The sequence below is a fragment of the Streptomyces sp. NPDC029169 genome (assembly GCF_055563935.1).
The window spans coordinates 28,578-46,946 of the sequence record NZ_JBVHXA010000024.1 but is presented as its reverse complement, the minus strand read 5'-3'; the positions used below and the strand labels follow the sequence as shown (position 1 = coordinate 46,946).

The following is an 18,369-nucleotide window of genomic DNA, read 5'->3' as shown; positions in this document are numbered from 1 at the left end:
CATCGCTACCCCCCCCCCCCCCCCCCCACCGCCCCCCCCCCCCCCCCGCCCCCCACCCCCCCCCCCCCCCCCCCCCCCCCCCCCCCCCCCCCCCCCCCCCCCCCCCCCCTTCTTTGTCAGTGGAGTCAGCGGAATCAGCGCATCTTTCCGCCGCGCGGCATCCGCATGCCCTTCGGCATCGGACCCTTCGGCAGCGGCATGTTGCTCATCAGGTCGCCCATCGCCCGCAGCCGGTCGTTGGCCGCCGTCACCTGCGGGCCGGAGAGCACCCGCGGCAGCTTCAGCATCTTCGTACGGACCTGCTTCAGCGGGACCTGACCCTCGCCGTTGCCGACGATGATGTCGGTCACCGGCACGTCCACGACGATCCGGGCCATCTTCTTCTTCTCGGCCGCGAGCAGCGGCTTCAGCCGGTTCGGGTTGCCCTCCGCGACCAGCACGATGCCCGCCCGGCCGACCGCGCGGTGCACGACGTCCTGGCTCTTGTTCATCGCGATCGCCGGGGTCGTCGTCCAGCCGCGTCCGACGTTCTGCAGCACCGCGGCCGCCGCGCCGGGCTGGCCCTCCATCTGGCCGAAGGCCGCGCGCTCGGCACGCCGTCCGAAGACGATCGCCATCGCGAGCAGCGCCAGGATGAAGCCCAGAATGCTCAGGTAGACCGGGTGTCCGATCAGGAAGCCGATCGCGAGGAGGACACCGAGTACGACGATGCCCACGCCCGCGACGACAAGCCCGACCTTGGGATCGGCCTTTCGGGTCATCTTGTACGTGAGGGCGATCTGCTTCAGTCGCCCCTGGTTCGCAGCGTCACCGCTGCCCGTGTTTGCCTTCCTCGCCATGTCCTGAAGTTTACGTGGCCCGGGAAGCGCGGCCAGCCACGGCCTCCATCACGTGCTGGGCCTCGACCCGGTCCTTGGCCCGGCGGCGGTCCTCCAGGACCGAGGTCCAGGCGTTGCGGCGGGCGGTCCGCTGGCCTCCGGAGAGCAGCAGCGCCTCGACGGCCTTCAGGGCATCGGTGACGGACGGGATGGCGGTGGCACGGACGTGGGTCGCGGCCTGCATGGCGGGGTCCTCCCTCAAGCATGGATGAGATGAGGTGGGGGGTGCGGAGCGTGGCGTAGCGGTGAGTGAAGCCAGGCTCACAGACTGGTGTTACCAGTGCATGACCCGGTGGTCAAACACTGATGAAACGTTGATGGGGCCATCCGTACGTATCCAGAAACGCCGACGCGGCCCGTACGGACCCCCTGACCTGCGGGGGCGTACGGGCCGCGGCGAATCCGGCCACTACTGGTCAGTAACTGCTTGTGCGTGACTTCACACAGCCTGCGTGGCGTTGTCGACCGCGCCGCGCTTCTCGATCGCCTGCTGGTACAGCCGGCCGGCCCGGTACGAGGAACGCACCAGCGGGCCCGACATCACGCCGGAGAAGCCGATCTCGTCGGCCTCCTCCTTCAGCTCCACGAACTCCTGCGGCTTCACCCAGCGCTCCACGGGGTGGTGCCGGACCGACGGGCGCAGGTACTGCGTGATCGTGATCAGCTCGCAGCCGGCGTCGTGCAGCTGCTGGAGCGCCTCGCTGACCTCCTCGCGGGTCTCGCCCATGCCGAGGATCAGGTTCGACTTCGTGACCAGACCGTAGTCACGGGCCTTCGTGATGACGTCCAGGGAACGCTCGTACCGGAAGCCGGGACGGATCCGCTTGAAGATCCGCGGCACCGTCTCGACGTTGTGCGCGAAGACCTCGGGGCGGGAGGCGAAGACCTCCGCCAGGAGCTCCGGCACCGCGTTGAAGTCCGGGGCGAGCAGCTCGACCTTCGTACGGCCGTCGGCGCGGCCCGCCGTCTGCTCGTGGATCTGGCGCACGGTCTCCGCGTACAGCCAGGCGCCGCCGTCCTCCAGGTCGTCGCGCGCGACGCCGGTGATGGTGGCGTAGTTCAGGTCCATCGTGACGACCGACTCGCCGACGCGGCGGGGCTCGTCACGGTCCAGCGCCTCGGGCTTGCCCGTGTCGATCTGGCAGAAGTCGCAGCGCCGCGTGCACTGGTCGCCGCCGATGAGGAACGTGGCCTCGCGGTCCTCCCAGCACTCGAAGATGTTGGGACAGCCCGCCTCCTGGCAGACCGTGTGCAGGCCCTCGCTCTTCACGAGACCCTGCATCTTCGTGTACTCGGGACCCATCTTCGCCCGGGTCTTGATCCACTCGGGCTTGCGCTCGATGGGGGTCTGGGCGTTACGGACCTCCAGGCGCAGCATCTTGCGTCCGTCGGGTGCGACTGCGGACACGACCGGCTCCCTGTAGCTTCGATTCTTCGGCGCACACCAGGGTACGCCCGTTGTTCATACGGTTTTGTTTACGCCTGGGCAACCTGTGGCCAGGGCCCGGCATTCCCTAGGCGGATGCCGTCACTTCGGCGCGCTCGATCTCGCGGGGCTTGAGCTCCGCGTTCTCCAGCACGTCCCGCAGGTGCTTCTCGATCACCGGCAGGACCTCGTCGATCGTGATGCCCCGGCCGAGCTCGCCCGCGAGCGAGGCCACGCCCGCGTCGCGGATGCCGCACGGGATGATCCGGTCGAACCAGGTGTTGTCCGGGTTCACGTTCAGGGCGAAGCCGTGCATCGTGACGCCCTTGGCCACCCGGATGCCGATCGCCGCGAGCTTGCGGTCCTCGCGGCGCTGCCCGGCGTTGGACGGGGCGTACTCCGGGCCGTTGAGGCGCGGATCGAACTCCTCGTCGTTCAGCCGCGGGTCGAAGTCGAGAGAGAGACCCCCAACCTGCGCTGCATCTCGGCTGCGCTGCTCCATCGGGTCGCCGAGCACCCAGACGCCGCTGCGGCCCTCGACCCGGGTGGTCTCCAGGCCGAACTCGGCGGCCGTGCGGATCAGCGCCTCCTCCAGGCGGCGGACGTGCGCCACGACGTCGACCGGGCGGGGAAGCTTCAGGATCGGATAGCCGACGAGCTGGCCCGGGCCGTGCCAGGTGATCTTGCCGCCGCGGTCCACGTCCACGACCGGCGTCCCGTCGAGCGGGCGCTCGCTGTCCGCCGTACGCCGGCCTGCCGTGTACACCGGCGGGTGCTCCAGGAGCAGACAGGTGTCGGGGACCTCGTCGGCGAACCGGGCGGCGTGCACCTCGCGCTGCTTGTCCCAGGCCGCCCGGTACTCGACGGCGTCCTCGCCGAAGCCCAGACGGACGAATCGCAGCTCACTCACGGCAGTGCCTCCTCCTGGATGCCGTGCCGGGTTCCGGGGATCGTCCCGGGGCCGGCTCGGCGCCATGCGTCATTCGCGCCCATGCCACTGTACGGCGGCGCCGCGGACACCGGTCCGGCAGGTATCGGCGGGGATCGGGGGTGAGGGCGGCTACGTCAGCGGCGGCCCCAATCCTCACACGATCGGATGAATGTGGGGCGAAGGAGGCGGTATGGGCGGTCGGGGCCGCTAAATTCACGCCGTTCCATGAGGGTCCACACGGGCTTCCACCCGGGCCCGGAAGGCAGGAGACCGCACAGCTGATGACGGAACGACCCCCGCAGCGCATCCCGAACCGCCAGCTCGCCGCGCTCATCGCCGAAGCCGGGTTCTCCAACGCGGGCCTGGCGAGACGGGTGGACCAGCTCGGCCTGGAGCACGGACTCGACCTGCGGTACGACAAGACCTCCGTGACGCGCTGGCTCCGCGGTCAGCAGCCGCGGGGCACCACGCCCGCGCTGATCGCCGAGGTCTTCACCCGCCGCCTGGGCCGCCGCCTCTCCGCACAGGACCTCGGTCTGGACGCCTGCGCGCCCGTGTACGCGGGTCTGGAGTTCGCGGCGACGCCGGAGGAGGCCGTCGACATCGTCAGCGGGCTGTGGCGGAAGGACTCCGGCAGCCACGTCGAACTCCGCAAGATCGCCTTCACGCCGGCCGGACTCGTGGTCCCGAGCCGGGACTGGCTGATCGGCCGGGCCGACGAGCGGGTGGCGCGCGGGGAGACGCCCGCGCCGAACGGGCGGCTCGGCCCGGACGGCCGCCTCGCGCAGGACCCCCGTGTCCCGCCGCAAGGGCGGCTCTCGGTGCCCCGTCAGCGCGGTACGGACCGGGGGCCCGGGCAGCGGGTCACCAGCGGGGACATCGCCGCGCTGCGCTCGGTCGGCGAACTGTTCCGCACCCTGGACCACGCGTACGGCGGCGGCCACGCCCGGCAGGCCCTCGTGCGCTACCTGGAGCACGAGGCCGAGCCGATGCTGCGCGGCACGTACGGGGAGACGGTCGGCCGCCGGCTGTTCGCGGCGGCGGCCGACCTGACGAGACTGGCGGGCTGGACCTCGTACGACATCGCGGCGCACGGGCTCGCCCAGCGGTACTTCGTCCAGGCGCTGAGGCTCGCGCAGGCGGCGGGCGACCGGGCGTACGGCTCGTACGTCCTGATCACCATGAGCCGGCAGGCCGTCTACCTCGGCCACGGGCGCGAGGCGGTGCAGCTGGCCCGGGTCGCCCAGCAGGGCGTCGGCTCGGCCGCGCCGCCCGTCGTCCAGGCGCTCCTGCACTCGGTGGAGGCGCGCGGGCACGGGGTGCTCGGCGAGGCGCGGGCGTGCGGGGCCGCGCTGGCCCGGGCGGAGCGGGCCCTGGAGGCCGCCAGGCCGGGCGACGACGTGCCGTACTGGGCGCGGCCCTTCGACGAGGCGCAGCTCGCGGACGAGTTCGGGCACTGCCACCGCGACCTCCAGCAGTACCGGGCCGCGGCGCAGCACGCCGAACGCTCCCTCCAGCTCCGCGCCCCCGGCTTCGCGCGCAGCCGCCTCTTCTGCCGCGTGGTCCTCGCCTCGGCCCGGCTCGGCCTCGGCGAACTGGACCAGGCGTGCGCGCTGGGCGCGGAGGCGGCCCAGCAGGCCTCCGAGATGCGCTCGGCGCGGGCGCTCGAGTACGTCCGCGACTTCGAGCGCCGCCTGGAGCCGTACCGCGACGCGGCGGCGGTCCGCACGTACCGCGACCGCGTGGCAGCGATCGGCTGACCGGGCCGGCCCCCGTGTGGGCAATCGTCCCGCTGGGGCGGGACGGGTGGGCACACGGGACGGCGCCCCTGCGGGCGCGTTCCGCTCATGCGCCCCTGCACCCCCGGGCCGTTGCGCGTGCAGGCGCCTCGGGGTGGGCGGGGTGCACGGGGCGGAGGCGCCCGCAAGGGCGCCGTCCGTTGTGCCCACCCGTTCCGCCCCAGCGGAACGAATGCCCACAACGGGGCGGGGTGGGGGGAGGGTGGGCACCGCCCCAGCGGAACGAATGCCCACAACGGGGTGGGGTGGGGGGGAGGGTGGGCACCGCCCCAGCGGAACGAATGCCCACAACGGAACGTCACGTGACTCGGCGGGCGCGGTGTCTGACTGCGCGGAGGCGGGCTTCCGTGGGGAGGGAGCGGAGGCCCGTCGAGGTGCGGGCGTTGGCCAGGGCCTCGGTGGACAGCGAGGCCAGGGCAGCACCCGGGGAGGCGTACGGCTCCAGAAGCAGGGCCACGCGGGTGCGCGGGGCCGTGCGGCGGCCCGTCAGGGCGACCCGCGCGCGGGCGACGCCCTCGTGGGCCGCCGCGTCCGCCTCCAGGACGTTCTCCAGGGTCCGCCCCCGTACCGTCGCGCCCTCCCCGTCGCCCGTGTCGATCAGGATCTCCGCGAGCCGGGCGCGCCGGAACTGGGCGAGGAGCCACCACAAGGCCAGGAGCACGATCACGCCGAGGGCCGCGATGACCACCGGCCACCACCAGCCCTCGTCACGCCACCGCAGCCGGTCGGCCCTGCTCAGCAGGACGTCGGCGGGCCCGGACCACGGCCACCACGAGGGCACCGGCAGATCGAACCCGGCGGCGAGCACCGCCCCGCCGCCGGCGACGAGCAGCAGGCCCACCAGTGCGAGCAGCACGCGGTTGACGCGGCGCAGAACGGCGGTCACTTCCGTCCCCCCTTCGTCGGCGGGCGGCCCACCCATACGGTCAGCGCCGGTGGCCGGGCCAGGCCCAGTTCGTCGATGCCGGTCCCGACGACGCTCTCGATGTCGGAGCGGACCTCGCCGAGTTCGCGGAAGTGCGAGACCGCCCGCACCGCCACCTTCTTGCGCCCCATCCGTACCCGTACCGACTGCACGCCGGAGATCTCCATCGCCCGGTCCCGCAGCGTCAGCGCTGCGGCCTCGCGGTCGAGTCCGGCCCGTACGTCGGCGTGGTCGCGCCGCATCGGGAGGACCGAGCGCAGTCCGGGGGTGGCGGCCAGGATCAGGAGCCAGGCCCCGAGGAGTACGGCGACGGCCGCGCCGGCGAGCACCCAGGTGTTGTCGAGGGGCCGCGTCGCCAGGTCGTCGGCGAGCTCGCGGCGCCAGGCCATGGCGGTGCGGTCTGCCCGTACGGCGGCGATGTCGTAGAGCAGCAGGCCGGTGCCGCCGAGGAGGATCAGTGCGATCAGCGCGGCCGGGATCCGCCGTACCGCCCAGAAGCGGCGGGCGGGGGACGCAGTCGGTGGTTCCTTCAGTACGGGTACGGGTGCGTCCTCGGCGTCGGTATCGGTGTGCGTGGTCATCGCAGGCTCCGCCCCTCCGACTCCCGTGCCGTGCGCGGAGAGTGCAGGCGTTCGACGTGGACGGCCACCTCGGGGACGTCCATGCCCGCCAACTCCCGTACTCGGTGGATCACTTGACTGCGGACCGCGCCGCACTGCCGGCCGAGGTCGGAGGGGTAGCCCAGCTCCAGGCTGACCGAGACCCGCGCCATGTCACGGTGTACGACGACCGAGGCGTGCGGCGCGGAGCCGCCCTTGGGCACGACGTCGAGCGCCTCCCGCGCGGCCCGCGCGGCGATCTTCGCGACGACCCGGTCGGCGATCGTGGTCGCCCCACGGCCCGCCGGGCGCACCGGGTCGACTGCCACCCCCGGTCACCGCCGCCGTTCGCCGCGTTCGCGACCCCGGAAGAAGTCGCCGGGTTCGAGGTCCCCCTCCAGGAACCGTCCGACGACGAATCCGATCGCGCCCAAGGCCGCGACCAGCACGAACGCCCCGAAGCCGCCGAAGTAACCGGCGAAGCCGAGGCCCATTCCGGCCAACAGGCCGACCACCGCCATGCTCATGCTGAGCCCTTTCCGCCGGGGCGCCAGCGGCTACTGGAGCCGCGTCTCCGGCTCTTCTTCCTCTTCCTCCGGCAGTTTCACGTCGCTGACCGCGATGTTGACCTCGACGACCTCCAGGCCGGTCATCCGCTCGACGGCCGCGATGACGTTCTCGCGCACGGCCCCGGCGACGTCGGCGATGGAGACGCCGTACTCGACGACGATCTCCAGGTCGAGCGCGGTCTGCACCTCGCCGACCTCGGCCTTGACGCCCCGCGTGACGCCCGCCTTCGTCCCGCCTCCACCGGGGACGCGTTCGCGTACGGCGCCGAGGGTGCGGGAGAACCCGCTGCCCATGGCGTGGACGCCGTCGACCTCACGGGCGGCCAGACCGGCGATCTTCTCGACGACGCCGTCGGCGATGGTGGTCCGGCCGCGGGTGGCCGGGTCGCCGCCGCCCCGCTTGGTCACGGACGGTTCCCTGGGGTGTGCGGGGTCGTTCATCACCGTTCATCCCTTCCGTGGTGCTATCAGTGCCTTTGCCCACATTAGGCTGGGGCAATGACGACGACACCTGGGGCGGGATGGGCGGGGGCGGTACGCGAGCGGCTCGGTCCGGGCCGGCTGCTGCCGCTCGGGGAGGCGGCGGACGGGGCGTGGCTGGCGGAGCGCGCGGCGCGGACCGTGCTCTCTCGGGCGGCGGCGGCCGTACGCGGGGTGGTGCCGGGGTCACTCCGGGTGGGGCTCGCGGAGGCGGGCCCGGAGGCGCCGTTCCCCGTACCGCCGGGTGGGCTGCCGCCGGGGACGCTGCGGATCACGGGGGAGTTCGCGGCGGAGGCCGCCCGGGTGGCGGACCGGCCGCTGCCGGGCATGGCCGAGGAGGTGCGGGGGGCGCTGTTCGCCTCGGCGGAGCGGGAGTTGGGCCTGGTGGTCGTGGCGGTGGATCTGCGGGTGACCGGGCTCGTGGAGGGCGCCGGGGATTCACCGGCCACCACTCCCCCACCCGGGCGAACCACCACCCCGCCGGACGACGCCACGGCTCACGCGGTGCTGGACGTGCCGGGCGTGGCGGCGCTGACCTCGACACTGGGCGCCCCACTCCACCGCGCGCCGGGCGCACTACGGGTGGAGCTCGCGGTGGCCGCCGGCCACCGAGCCCTGGACGTGGCCCGCGCCGCCCGCACCCGAGCGGCCGAAACGGCCCCGGAGGCGACGGCGGTCACGGTCCTGGTCTCGGAGATCCACTGAGGCTCGTCTCGCGGCGCCCGCCGACGGCCGCCGCCCGTGCGCGAAGCGCCCGGCGAGCGGCGAGCGGCACCGCCAGGCCGGGTGCCGACCCGCGGTCGACCCGAAGGCCGGCGCGGCGAGCAGCAGGGATGGGCGCCGTGCGGCAAAGCGGCCACCGCCGAAGCCCGCCAGGCCGCGCAGGCGGGCCCAGGCCGCATGTCCGCGTCGCGACTGTTCTCGTACGCCTCAGTCGCCGAGGCCCGCGAGGTCGCGCAGGCGGCGGGCCTGGGCGGCGCGTTCGGCGGTGCGCTGGGCCTCGTAGGAGCGGTCGGTGGCGCCCTGGAGGAGCGCCTTGGTCTCGATCACGGCGTCGCGCGGCGCGGAGAGCAGCGCGGCGCTCAAGTCCCGTACCGCGGCGTCGAGTTCGTCCGCGGGCACGGCGATGTTGGCGAGGCCGATGCGCTCGGCCTCCTGCGCGTGGACGAAGCGGCCCGTGGCGCAGATCTCCAGCGCGCGGGCGTAGCCGACGAGCCCCACGAGCGGGTGCGTGCCGGTGAGGTCCGGTACGAGACCCAGGCTGGTCTCGCGCATGGCGAACTGCACGTCGTCGGCGACGACCCGCAGGTCGCAGGCAAGAGCGAGCTGGAACCCCGCACCGATGGCGTGCCCCTGGACGGCCGCGATCGACACGATGTCGCTGCGGCGCCACCAGGTGAACGCCTCCTGGTACTCGGCGATGACCGCGTCCAGGTCCTCGTCCGAACCACGTGCCAGGTCAAGGAAGGACGGCTCTCCGTCGAAGCCCTCGGGCGTGAACGCCTGCCGGTCGAGCCCCGCGGAGAAGGACTGGCCCTCACCGCGCAGGACGACGACCCGCACGCTGCCCGGCAGTGACCGGCCGGCCTCCGTCAACGCCCGCCACAGAGCGGGAGACTGGGCGTTGCGCTTCGCCGGATTGGTCAGGGCCACCGTGGCAACGGCGTCCTCGACGGTGAGCCGTACACCGTCCTTGTCGAACACGAGCACAGAGTCGAGCGAAGTCATGGGGCGCCTCCGGTTCCGGTGCAGCACTGCTAAGTGACTGCACAGTAACCACCCGGTCGACCGCACGGGCGACCGGGTGGCCACCGCGAGAACCGATGGACCCGACGAACCGCGCCCAGTCAGGCCGAGGCGGCCTTCTTACCCCGTGTCGCTCCGCCGCGTCCACGCAGCGTGACTCCGGACTCGCTGAGCATCCGGTGGACGAATCCGTAGGAGCGGCCGGTTTCCTCGGCCAGCGCCCGGATGCTCGCACCGGAGTCGTACTTCTTCTTCAGGTCTGCCGCGAGCTTGTCGCGCGCGGCGCCGGTCACCCGGCTGCCCTTCTTCAGAGTCTCGGCCACCCGTGCCTCCTCATGGGAAGTGCGCTCTGGACTTCTCATGATCACCCCTCCCGGACGTCCTGGCCACCCATTCGACAAGGTCCGTGCCACCAGGTTTGCGCCCCGGCGGACTCTCCTCACGAGCGGAATCCCTGATTCCGGGGGGTGTGATCCACGACTCGGAACACGCCCGGCCGGGAAGTGCCAGGTCAGCGCCGCACCGGGCGAACGGAGGCGGCGCGGCCCCGGCGGAAGGATTCCGCACAGAGCCGCGCCGGGGGGTACGAGACGCTCTCACTCAGATGAAGGATCACCCATGAGCCGAATGATCCATACCGAGATGATCAGGCGAGGGCCACCAGGTCCTTGTAGTCCGGACCCCACAGGTCCTCGACGCCGTCCGGGAGCAGGATGATCCGCTCCGGCTCGAGCGCGTCGACCGCGCCCTCGTCGTGGGTGACGAGGACGACCGCGCCCTTGTACGTGCGCAGCGCGCCGAGGATCTCCTCGCGGCTGGCGGGGTCGAGGTTGTTGGTGGGCTCGTCGAGGAGCAGCACGTTCGCCGAGGAGACGACCAGGGTGGCCAGGGCCAGCCGGGTCTTCTCGCCGCCGGAGAGCACCCCGGCCGGCTTGTCGACGTCGTCGCCGGAGAAGAGGAAGGAACCGAGCGTCTTGCGCACCTCGACGAGGTCGAGGTCGGGCGCGGAGGAGCGCATGTTCTCCAGGACCGTGCGCTCGGGGTCGAGGGTCTCGTGCTCCTGGGCGTAGTAGCCGAGCTTGAGGCCGTGGCCCGGGGTCACCTCGCCCGTATCGGGGCTCTCGGCCCCGGCGAGCAGGCGCAGGAGCGTGGTCTTGCCCGCGCCGTTGAGGCCGAGGATGACGACGCGCGAGCCCTTGTCGATGGCGAGGTTGACGTCGGTGAAGATCTCGAGCGAGCCGTACGACTTGGACAGGCCCTCCGCGGTCAGCGGGGTCTTGCCGCAGGGCGCGGGCTCCGGGAAGCGGAGCTTGGCGACCTTGTCGGAGACCCGCACGGCCTCCAGGCCGGAGAGAAGCCGCTCGGCGCGCTTGGCCATGTTCTGCGCGGCCACCGTCTTGGTGGCCTTGGCGCGCATCTTGTCGGCCTGCGAGTTGAGGGCGGCGGCCTTCTTCTCGGCGTTCTGGCGCTCGCGCTTCCGGCGCTTCTCGTCGGCCTCGCGCTGCTGCTGGTAGAGCTTCCAGCCCATGTTGTAGACGTCGATCGTCGAGCGGTTGGCGTCCAGGTAGAAGACCTTGTTCACGACGGTCTCGACGAGGTCGACGTCGTGGGAGATGACGATGAAGCCGCCGCGGTAGGTCTTGAGGTAGTCGCGCAGCCAGACGATGGAGTCGGCGTCGAGGTGGTTCGTGGGCTCGTCGAGGAGCAGGGTGTCGGCGTCGGAGAAGAGGATCCGGGCCAGCTCGACCCGGCGGCGCTGACCGCCGGAGAGGGTGTGCAGCGGCTGACCGAGGACCCGGTCGGGGAGCCCGAGGGCGGCGGCGATGGTGGACGCCTCGGCCTCGGCCGCGTACCCGCCCTTGGTGAGGAACTCGGTCTCCTGGCGCTCGTACTGCTTCATCGCCTTGTCGCGGGTGGCGCCGGAGCCGGTCGCGATGCGCTCCTCGTTCATCCGCATCTTGCGGATGAGGACGTCGAGCCCGCGGGCGGAGAGGATGCGGTCGCGGGCCAGGACGTCGAGGTCGCCGGTGCGCGGGTCCTGCGGGAGGTAGCCGACCTCGCCCGAGCGGGCGATCTGTCCCGCGGCGGGCATGCCCTCGCCCGCGAGGCACTTGGTGAGGGTGGTCTTGCCCGCTCCGTTGCGGCCGACGAGGCCGATGCGGTCGCCCTTGGCGATGCGGAAGGAAGCGGACTCGATGAGGATGCGGGCGCCGGCGCGCAGCTCGATGCCGGAAGCGGTGATCACGGACAGACTCCAGGGCGGGGGTGGACGGCGGAAGGGCTCTCGGGCGGTTCGACGCCGCTAGTGCACGAGGAGAATGGCCATGCGGCCAGTCTAACGGGCGTATGCAACTGCTTTTCGGCCATCCCGCACGACGTACATCACACCCTTTACCGCCCTTACCGCCTATGCCGGATAAAAGGGGCGAGCCCTTACGGATCAGCCGATACTCGGGCGCAGCGCGGCGGCCACTGCCGCGGCAGGGAGACCGGCAGACGGCAGAGGGTGGTGGCCCATGCAGTTCGACGACGACGCCGACCTGGACACCTCGGAGGTACGGGACGTCCGCGGCAGCCGGATCCCGGGCGGGAAGGCCACCGTCGGCGGCGGCATCGTCGGCTTCATCGCGCTGCTGCTCGGAGTGCTGTTCGGGGTGGGTCCGGAGCAGCTGGGACTCTCCTCCGGCGACCCCGAGCCGGTCGCGACCTCGTCCTCGGTGGCCCAGATCGACCAGAGCTGCCGGACCGGCGCGGACGCGAACACCCGGGAGGACTGCCGGATCGTGGCCGTCGTCAACAGCGTGCAGGACTTCTGGCGGGCGGAGTACGAGCGCCGCGGCGGCCGGTACGGGGACGCGCGTACGGTCATGTTCGCCGAGCGGGTCGCCACGGCCTGCGGCTCGGCCACCTCGGCGGTCGGGCCGTTCTACTGCCCCGGCGACCACCAGGTCTATCTGGACCTGGGCTTCTTCGACGAGCTGCGGACCACGTTCGGTGCGAGCGGCGGCCCCTTCGCCCAGGCGTACGTGGTGGCGCACGAGTACGGGCACCACGTGCAGAACATGATGGGCACCCTGGCCCGCCCCCAGGACGGGCGGGCGGGCGCGGACTCCAACGCCGTACGGGTCGAGCTGCAGGCGGACTGCTACGCGGGCGTCTGGGCGCGCCACGCGACGACCACGCCGGACGAGAAGACCGGCCGGCCGCTGCTGACAGGGCTGACGGACGCCGACATCCGGGACGGTCTGGACGCGGCGGCCGCGGTGGGCGACGACCGGATCCAGGAGAGGTTCCAGGGCCGGGTGACCCCGGAGAACTGGACGCACGGCTCGGCCGCGCAGCGCCGGCAGTGGTTCTCCACCGGCTTCACGACCGGTGACATGGCGCGGTGCAACACCTTCCGCTGAGGCGCCCCGATGTCGGTGCCGGATGCCAGACTGAGATCCAGGTCACATTCCCCACCGCGACAAGGAGTGAACGGGATGGCTGAGGCACCCCACATCTGTCCGACCCTGACCTACCACGACGCGCACGCCGCGATCAGACAGATCACGGAGGCGTTCGGCTTCACCCGCACCGCGGTGTTCGAGGGCGAGGACGGCAAGGTCATGCACGCCGAGCTGACGTACGGCAACGGCATGGTGATGCTCGGCAGCAAGGGCACGGGCAGCGAGTTCGACAAACTGATCGAGGGCTCCGGGCCCAGCGGGGTGTACGTCCACGTGGACGACGTGGACGAACACCACGCGCGGGCGGTGGCCCACGGCGTCGAGATCGTGATGCCGCCCACGGACCAGGACTACGGCTCGCGGGACTACATCGCCCGTGACGGCGAGGGCAACGTCTGGAGCTTCGGCACCTATCTGCCGGGGACCACCGGCTGAGATCCGGGCGGCGGGCGGTCAGGCTCCCCCGGTGTGGACCTGGAAGGCCGCCCGGCGGACCGCCTTGGCGAGGGCGGGGTCGGGGTGGGCGGCGGCGAGCGCGACCAGGACCTGGACCGTACGGGGGTGACCGACGGCGCGGATCTCGTCGAGGAGCGCCGGGACGGTGCCCTGGACGGCCGAGTCGAGGTGGCGCACGAGGAGCGTGCTCTCGCCGTGGTCGGCGACGGCCGCGGCGGTGTCCACCCAGAGCCAGGTGGCCTCCTCTCGGCTGAGCACGTCCTGGGCGTCGTCGGGGTCGGCGCCCTCGTACTCGGCGAGCCAGAGCAGGGCGTACGGACGGAGCGAGGCCTCCTCGGCCGCGGCCCGGACCTCCGCCTCGGCGGGGGCTCCGACGACGCGGAGCGCCTCGAAGGCGAGACCGCGCAGCAGGGCGTCCTCGCCACGGGCGACGGCGAGGAGTTCGGCGACGGCGCTGGAGAGGGTGCGGGCGGCGAGCCAGGCGCGGTACTCGTCGCGGGCCGGACCGGGGGTGAGGCTCGCGCAGCCGCGGAGCATGTCCTCGGCGGACTGCTCGATGTTGCCGGCCGGGCTCTGGGCGGCGACGCAGATCTGCTCCAGCTTGACCCAGACCGCCCAGTTGCCGAGCGGGGTGAGGGTGGCCTGGCGGCCGTCGGACCCCTCGCCGAGGGTCAGGGCGCCAACGGCGGCGAGCCCCTCCAGGGCCCAGTCGAGCAGCGCGGCGAGCCCCTCGGGGCCGGTGTCGCCGGCAGGGGTGGCTGGGGTGTCGGTGCCGACGCCCTCGACGGGGACCTCGCAGCGCTCCTCGCGCAGCTCGTCGACCCGCTGGCTCAGCAGGTCGAGCAGGGCGGGGACGGTCACGGGACCGGCGGAGAGCTGGAGGAGCGAGAGCACCTGGGGAACGGCCTCGACGACCTCGGCGACGGCGCCGGGCGCGACGTCCTCGGGGGCGGGGTGCACCAGGGACCAGGCGTCGAAGAGGGCGACCCAGCCGCGCAGGACGGCGGAGTCGTCGCGGTCCCAGGCATGCAGCCGCCAGCCGGGGCGGGCGGTCCCGCCGTGGAGTTCGACGAGCCCGGCAAGCCGGGCCCGGTCCCAGCCGGCCCGAACCTGGCCGGGCGTCAGATCCAGCGCGGCAGCGGCCCGTTCCTCGACGGGGAGGGCGCGGGCGGCGGCGACGGTCGCGGCGCGGGGCGCGGAGCCGGTCGCCTGGCCGGTCGCCGCGCGGGCCGCAGCGTCGGTCGCATGGTCGGCCGCCGCGCGGGTGGCGGGATCGCCCGCGTCCCGGGTCTCGGTGTCGGTCGCGCCACCGGCGGCGGGGTCGGTTGCGGCTCGGGGCGCGGGGCCGGTCGCCTGGCCCGTCGCGGGGCCCGTCGCCTTGCCTGTCGCGGGGCCGGTCGCCTGGCCCGTCGCGGGAGCGGTCGCCTGGCCCGTCGCCGGGCCCGTCGCCTGGCCTGTCGCGGGGCCGGTCGCCTGGCCCGTCGCCGGGCCCGTCGCCTTGCCTGTCGCGGGGCCAGTCGCCTGGTCGGTCGCCGGGCCCGTCGCCTTGCCTGTCGCGGGGCCAGTCGCCTGGTCGGTCGCCGCGCGGGGCGCCGGGACGGGCGTGGTGCGGGGCGCCGGGACGGCTTGGGGGCGGGGGGCGTCGGCGGGGCGGGGCTCGGCGTCGAGGGCGGCCCAGCGGGCGATCCGTACGGCGTCGGCGAGGACCGTCCGGGCCTGGCGGGCCAGTTCGGCGCGGGGCGGAGTGCCCTCCGGCGGCCGCGGGGCCGGACGGGTGCGCCGGGTCGTCACGGCCCGCCGGGCGGTGGCGAGTGCCCGCGGACGGACAAGTCGGAGTCTGGAGTTGCGCGCCAATTGCTCATCGGGCTTTCGAGACGTCACGGGGGGCAGTCTTCCCGTTGACGGCCCGAAAGCCCAATCGGAATCGGATCAGCCGCCTCGGAGGCCCGGGGCGGGCCTCGGTCGGGCCTCGGTCGGGCCTAGAGGAGCGGGGTGAGGAAGCGGCGCAGGGCCTCTTCGTAGCGGACCGGGTCGGCGTTCCACATCGCGGCGTGCGGGGCTCCGCGGACCGTGTGCAGGGTGACCAGTTCCGGGCGCCGGGCGGCCAGTTCGAGGGACGGCTCCCAGGGCGCGATCGTGTCGTCGGGGCCGTGGAGGACGAGCGTGGGCACGCGCAGGGCGGCCGGGTCGGCGGACTCCTGGGGGCGGTCGCCGGGCAGCCCGCTCCTGCCAAGGGCGGCGCGGACAGCGAGCGGCAGCAGCGGGCCGGGGACGCGGCCAGCCGCGGCGAGGTTACGCAGGGTGGCCTCCCGGTCGAGGACCGGGGAGTCCAGGACGAGGCCGCGGATCACGTCCCGTACGCCGGAGTCGGCGGCGGCGTGCAGGGCCATCGTGGCGCCGGTCCCCCAGCCGTGCAGCACGACGTGTTCGGCGCCCCGGCGGACGGCGTAGCGGATGGCGGCGTCGACGTCGCGCCACTCGGAGTCGCCGAGGTGACCGAGGCCGTCCGGGAGGGGTGGCGCGCCCTCGTCGCCGCGGTAGGAGAGGCAGAGGACGGGGATCGACCGGCGGGAGAGGAAGGGGACGAGGTTCAGGGGGTGCCGGCGGGTGGTGCCGATGCCGTGCAGGGCGATGACCCAGGTGGAGCGCGGGCCGGGGACCAGCCAGGCGGGCAGGGAGCCGAGCTCGCCGGGGATCTCGACGTCCTCGTGGGCGACGCCGAGGGCGCTGTGCGGGTCCCCGCTGTGCAGCTCGGGGGTGAGCCGGACGCGGGTGCCGGACGTCAGGGCCCCCTGCTCGACCCGTTCCAGGCGGCGTACGACGGTGTCGGCGGTGTGCGGCACGCGGTCGAGGACGGGGCCCACGACAGCGTGGACGCCGGTGCCCACGATCCCGTACGTACCGGGGCGCAGGGAGGCGAGGCTGCGGGTGAGGGTGACCTGGCCGGGGGCCGTGGCGTGCACGGTGAGCCGGGGGTCGCCGGGCAGGGGCCGTCCGGACGACGCCTTGAGGGCGACGTCGCCGGCGTACCGGCCGACCGCGATCGCGGCCGCGCCGACACCGATCAGAGTGGTGACGGCCGCTGCCGTCGCTGTAGCCGGGCGCACGCTCCCAGTGTCGGCAGGCCGGGCCGGGGCTGCCACCGGACGAACCCGCTCGTGTCCGGGCCCCTTCGGAGTGACATGGATCACCTCCGCGGGTCCCCCGGTGGGCTGACACGGCCCCGCGCCTGTCCACGGGCTGACACGGGCGGGTGGGGAGGAACCGGAGCGAGTCGTAAGTGTCCCGTGACGGCACGGATTACCCGGGGTCGCAGGTGCCCACATCGTGGACAGGATCCGCTCGCGAGGCGTAAGCGGAATGCTCGGACCCCGGATAGAGACACCACGCCGCCCGACCCAGTTCACCTTCCGTTCACTCAGGTTGCCTACGTTCGTCCAGCCACTGACGTCGAACGATTGCCTGGGTAAATGGAACACATCACGCTGCTGCTTGCGATTGTGGTCGTAACAGCTCTCGTGTTCGATTTCACGAACGGTTTCCACGACACCGCCAACGCGATGGCGACGACCATCTCGACCGGTGCTCTCAAGCCAAAGACGGCGGTGGCCATGTCCGCCGTGCTCAACCTGGTCGGCGCGTTCCTGTCGGTGGAGGTTGCCAAGACGATCTCCAAGGGACTCGTCAACGAGGAGGGCATCCAACCCGAAGTCATCCTCGCCGCGCTCGTCGGCGCGATCCTCTGGAACCTGGTGACCTGGCTGGTCGGCCTGCCGTCCAGCTCCTCCCACGCCCTGATGGGCGGCCTCATCGGAGCGACCATCGCCTCCATCGGCGTCAGCGGCGTCAACGGCGGGACCGTCGTCAGCAAGGTGCTCATCCCGGCGGTCGCCGCCCCCCTGGTCGCCGGACTGGCCGCGATGTTCGCCGCCCGCCTGACGTACCGCCTCGACAAGAAGGCCGACAAGAAGACGACCGACAAGGGCTACCGGGCCGGTCAGATCGCGTCCGCCGGTCTCGTCTCCCTCGCCCACGGCACCAACGACGCCCAGAAGACCATGGGCATCATCACGCTCGCCCTGGTCGCCGGCGGCATCATCGCCCCCGGCTCCAACCCGCCGGTCTGGGTCATCGTCTCCGCCGGTACGGCGATCGCGCTCGGCACCTACCTCGGCGGCTGGCGCATCATCCGCACGATGGGCAAGGGCCTCACCGACCTCCAGCCGCAGCAGGGCTTCGCCGCCCAGACCAGCGCGGCCACGGTCATCCTGGCCTCCTCCAGCCTGGGCTTCTCCCTCTCGACCACGCACTCCTGCTCCGGCGCCGTCATGGGCGCGGGTCTGGGCCGCAAGGGCGGTGTCGTCCGCTGGTCGACCGCCACGCGGATGTTCGTCGCCTGGGGCCTGACCCTTCCGGCCGCCGGCCTGGTCGGTGCCGGAGCCGAGTACGTCGCAAGGCAGGGCGACTGGGGCGTCTACGCCGTCGCGTCCTTCCTGGTCGCCTCCTGTGTCGCCATCTGGGTCGTCTCCCGCCGCCAGGTGGTCGACCACACCAACGTCAACGACGTCGAGACCGAGCCCGCGGGCGTCGTGACCACCGCCATCGCGGCCGTCACCCCGCCGCCGGCCGGTTCCGTCGCCGCCGTCGCGGACGAGGACCTGAAGACCACCATCCCCTCGCCGGCCCCCGCGGACCCGGCAGCCCCCGCAGCCCCGGCCGCGGTGTAAGGCCCCCGGAACCCAAGGAACGAACGCATGAAGATCGACTGGGCAGCTCTCGGCTCCGTCTTCGGAGTCAGCCTCGTGGCGACCGTCGCCCTCGTAGGACTCTTCACCCTCGGCATCGTCGGCCTCTCCAAGCAGGAGCAGGCCGCCTCCCAGGGAGGCTCGGCCACCCTGGCGCGCTCCGGCGCGTACGCCTGCTTCGCGCTGTGCGCGGCGGCCGTCGCGTACGGCATCTACCTCATCGTGGCCTGACGTCACACGCTCTGACGGCCGGGGGGGGGGGGGGGGGGGGGGGGGGGGGGGGGGGGGGGGGGGTTGGGGGGGGTTTTGTCCTTGCCTAACCCCATGCCACAAAAAGGTGACGGGGGGTGTGCCCCAACGGTGGAA

The 18,369-nt window shown here is 73.0% G+C and carries 19 protein-coding genes and 1 pseudogene; 6 read left to right on the top strand and 14 right to left on the bottom strand.

The window, feature by feature from the left end; genetic code table 11:
* Window positions 1-134 precede the first annotated feature (134 nt).
* The 4 genes from ACZ4VI_RS32750 to lipB form a co-directional block, all read right to left on the bottom strand.
* Window positions 135-839, bottom strand: coding sequence for a DUF4191 domain-containing protein (locus ACZ4VI_RS32750; protein ID WP_468005236.1), 705 nt, complete (start codon window positions 837-839; stop codon window positions 135-137).
* Window positions 840-849: 10 nt separating this feature from the next.
* On the bottom strand, window positions 850-1,062 hold the full coding sequence (locus ACZ4VI_RS32745; protein WP_315891035.1) for an SCO2195 family GlnR-regulated protein: 213 nt from the start codon (window positions 1,060-1,062) through the stop codon (window positions 850-852).
* Between the two features lie 255 nt (window positions 1,063-1,317).
* The gene (lipA, locus tag ACZ4VI_RS32740; RefSeq protein WP_468005235.1) at window positions 1,318-2,286 is read right to left on the bottom strand and encodes a lipoyl synthase; all 969 of its coding nucleotides are present in this window, start codon (window positions 2,284-2,286) and stop codon (window positions 1,318-1,320) included.
* A 106-nt stretch (window positions 2,287-2,392) separates the two neighbouring features.
* The gene (gene lipB, locus ACZ4VI_RS32735) at window positions 2,393-3,214 is read right to left on the bottom strand and encodes a lipoyl(octanoyl) transferase LipB (RefSeq protein WP_468005233.1); all 822 of its coding nucleotides are present in this window, start codon (window positions 3,212-3,214) and stop codon (window positions 2,393-2,395) included.
* Between the two features lie 302 nt (window positions 3,215-3,516).
* Here lipB and ACZ4VI_RS32730 point away from each other — a divergent pair, with 302 nt between their 5' ends.
* Complete coding sequence (locus ACZ4VI_RS32730) at window positions 3,517-4,995, top strand: regulator (protein ID WP_468005231.1); 1,479 nt, start codon at window positions 3,517-3,519, stop codon at window positions 4,993-4,995.
* A gap of 337 nt (window positions 4,996-5,332) precedes the next feature.
* Here the strand turns inward: ACZ4VI_RS32730 and amaP are convergent, their stop codons facing one another.
* The 5 genes from amaP to ACZ4VI_RS32705 are packed head-to-tail and all read right to left on the bottom strand — an operon-like array spanning window position 5,333 to window position 7,568.
* On the bottom strand, window positions 5,333-5,920 hold the full coding sequence (gene amaP / locus ACZ4VI_RS32725) for an alkaline shock response membrane anchor protein AmaP (protein WP_468005230.1): 588 nt from the start codon (window positions 5,918-5,920) through the stop codon (window positions 5,333-5,335).
* Window positions 5,917-6,540 carry a DUF6286 domain-containing protein gene (locus ACZ4VI_RS32720; RefSeq protein ID WP_468005228.1) on the bottom strand — a complete coding sequence of 208 codons (624 nt, stop codon included), beginning with the start codon at window positions 6,538-6,540 and terminating at the stop codon, window positions 5,917-5,919. Before ACZ4VI_RS32720 ends, amaP begins: the two co-directional genes overlap by 4 nt.
* Complete coding sequence (locus tag ACZ4VI_RS32715) at window positions 6,537-6,887, bottom strand: Asp23/Gls24 family envelope stress response protein (protein ID WP_468005227.1); 351 nt, start codon at window positions 6,885-6,887, stop codon at window positions 6,537-6,539. The genes ACZ4VI_RS32720 and ACZ4VI_RS32715 overlap by 4 nt, the downstream gene beginning before the upstream one ends.
* Window positions 6,888-6,893: 6 nt before the next feature.
* Window positions 6,894-7,085, bottom strand: a complete 192-nt coding sequence (locus ACZ4VI_RS32710) for a hypothetical protein (RefSeq protein WP_468005225.1) — start codon at window positions 7,083-7,085, stop codon at window positions 6,894-6,896.
* Between the two features lie 30 nt (window positions 7,086-7,115).
* Window positions 7,116-7,568, bottom strand: coding sequence for an Asp23/Gls24 family envelope stress response protein (locus tag ACZ4VI_RS32705; protein WP_468005223.1), 453 nt, complete (start codon window positions 7,566-7,568; stop codon window positions 7,116-7,118).
* A gap of 57 nt (window positions 7,569-7,625) precedes the next feature.
* On the opposite strand from ACZ4VI_RS32705, the gene ACZ4VI_RS32700 reads away from it, so the two are divergent.
* A complete protein-coding gene (locus ACZ4VI_RS32700; RefSeq protein ID WP_468005222.1) occupies window positions 7,626-8,312 on the top strand; it encodes a hypothetical protein in 687 nt (228 codons plus the stop codon).
* A 225-nt stretch (window positions 8,313-8,537) separates the two neighbouring features.
* Here the strand turns inward: ACZ4VI_RS32700 and ACZ4VI_RS32695 are convergent, their stop codons facing one another.
* The 3 genes from ACZ4VI_RS32695 to ACZ4VI_RS32685 form a co-directional block, all read right to left on the bottom strand.
* Complete coding sequence (locus tag ACZ4VI_RS32695) at window positions 8,538-9,335, bottom strand: enoyl-CoA hydratase/isomerase family protein (RefSeq protein WP_468005220.1); 798 nt, start codon at window positions 9,333-9,335, stop codon at window positions 8,538-8,540.
* Window positions 9,336-9,454: 119 nt separating this feature from the next.
* Entirely contained in the window at window positions 9,455-9,676 is a 222-nt protein-coding gene (locus ACZ4VI_RS32690) for a helix-turn-helix domain-containing protein (RefSeq protein ID WP_006123601.1), read from the bottom strand.
* A gap of 323 nt (window positions 9,677-9,999) precedes the next feature.
* The gene (locus tag ACZ4VI_RS32685; protein WP_468005218.1) at window positions 10,000-11,598 is read right to left on the bottom strand and encodes an ABC-F family ATP-binding cassette domain-containing protein; all 1,599 of its coding nucleotides are present in this window, start codon (window positions 11,596-11,598) and stop codon (window positions 10,000-10,002) included.
* Between the two features lie 271 nt (window positions 11,599-11,869).
* Here ACZ4VI_RS32685 and ypfJ point away from each other — a divergent pair, with 271 nt between their 5' ends.
* Window positions 11,870-12,760: a KPN_02809 family neutral zinc metallopeptidase gene (ypfJ, locus tag ACZ4VI_RS32680; RefSeq protein WP_468005216.1), complete on the top strand. Its 891-nt coding sequence runs from the start codon at window positions 11,870-11,872 to the stop codon at window positions 12,758-12,760.
* 75 nt (window positions 12,761-12,835) lie between these two features.
* Window positions 12,836-13,237, top strand: coding sequence for a VOC family protein (locus tag ACZ4VI_RS32675; protein ID WP_468005214.1), 402 nt, complete (start codon window positions 12,836-12,838; stop codon window positions 13,235-13,237).
* Between the two features lie 18 nt (window positions 13,238-13,255).
* Here the strand turns inward: ACZ4VI_RS32675 and ACZ4VI_RS32670 are convergent.
* Window positions 13,256-14,416: pseudogene (locus ACZ4VI_RS32670) on the bottom strand (hypothetical protein); the annotation flags it as partial.
* Between the two features lie 821 nt (window positions 14,417-15,237).
* A complete protein-coding gene (locus ACZ4VI_RS32665) occupies window positions 15,238-16,365 on the bottom strand; it encodes an alpha/beta hydrolase (protein ID WP_468005212.1) in 1,128 nt (375 codons plus the stop codon).
* 363 nt (window positions 16,366-16,728) lie between these two features.
* Here ACZ4VI_RS32665 and ACZ4VI_RS32660 point away from each other — a divergent pair, with 363 nt between their 5' ends.
* Both ACZ4VI_RS32660 and ACZ4VI_RS32655 read left to right on the top strand, forming a co-directional pair.
* Complete coding sequence (locus ACZ4VI_RS32660; protein WP_468005210.1) at window positions 16,729-17,985, top strand: inorganic phosphate transporter; 1,257 nt, start codon at window positions 16,729-16,731, stop codon at window positions 17,983-17,985.
* Window positions 17,986-18,012: 27 nt separating this feature from the next.
* Window positions 18,013-18,234 (top strand): hypothetical protein, encoded by a 222-nt coding sequence (locus ACZ4VI_RS32655; protein WP_468005208.1) that lies wholly within the window; start codon window positions 18,013-18,015, stop codon window positions 18,232-18,234.
* The last annotated feature ends 135 nt before the right edge of the window (window positions 18,235-18,369 follow it).

What these genes read in the sequence shown, in the direction of transcription:
- ACZ4VI_RS32750 (WP_468005236.1), bottom strand. Translation starts at nt 839, where the DNA reads ATGGCGAGGAAGGCAAACACGGGCAGCGGTGACGCTGCGAACCAGGGG.
- ACZ4VI_RS32745 (WP_315891035.1), bottom strand. Translation starts at nt 1,062, where the DNA reads ATGCAGGCCGCGACCCACGTCCGTGCCACCGCCATCCCGTCCGTCACC.
- ACZ4VI_RS32730 (WP_468005231.1), top strand. Translation starts at nt 3,517, where the DNA reads ATGACGGAACGACCCCCGCAGCGCATCCCGAACCGCCAGCTCGCCGCG.
- ACZ4VI_RS32720 (WP_468005228.1), bottom strand. Translation starts at nt 6,540, where the DNA reads ATGACCACGCACACCGATACCGACGCCGAGGACGCACCCGTACCCGTA.
- ACZ4VI_RS32710 (WP_468005225.1), bottom strand. Translation starts at nt 7,085, where the DNA reads ATGAGCATGGCGGTGGTCGGCCTGTTGGCCGGAATGGGCCTCGGCTTC.
- ACZ4VI_RS32705 (WP_468005223.1), bottom strand. Translation starts at nt 7,568, where the DNA reads ATGAACGACCCCGCACACCCCAGGGAACCGTCCGTGACCAAGCGGGGC.
- ACZ4VI_RS32700 (WP_468005222.1), top strand. Translation starts at nt 7,626, where the DNA reads ATGACGACGACACCTGGGGCGGGATGGGCGGGGGCGGTACGCGAGCGG.
- ACZ4VI_RS32695 (WP_468005220.1), bottom strand. Translation starts at nt 9,335, where the DNA reads ATGACTTCGCTCGACTCTGTGCTCGTGTTCGACAAGGACGGTGTACGG.
- ypfJ (WP_468005216.1), top strand. Translation starts at nt 11,870, where the DNA reads ATGCAGTTCGACGACGACGCCGACCTGGACACCTCGGAGGTACGGGAC.
- ACZ4VI_RS32675 (WP_468005214.1), top strand. Translation starts at nt 12,836, where the DNA reads ATGGCTGAGGCACCCCACATCTGTCCGACCCTGACCTACCACGACGCG.
- ACZ4VI_RS32660 (WP_468005210.1), top strand. Translation starts at nt 16,729, where the DNA reads ATGGAACACATCACGCTGCTGCTTGCGATTGTGGTCGTAACAGCTCTC.
- ACZ4VI_RS32655 (WP_468005208.1), top strand. Translation starts at nt 18,013, where the DNA reads ATGAAGATCGACTGGGCAGCTCTCGGCTCCGTCTTCGGAGTCAGCCTC.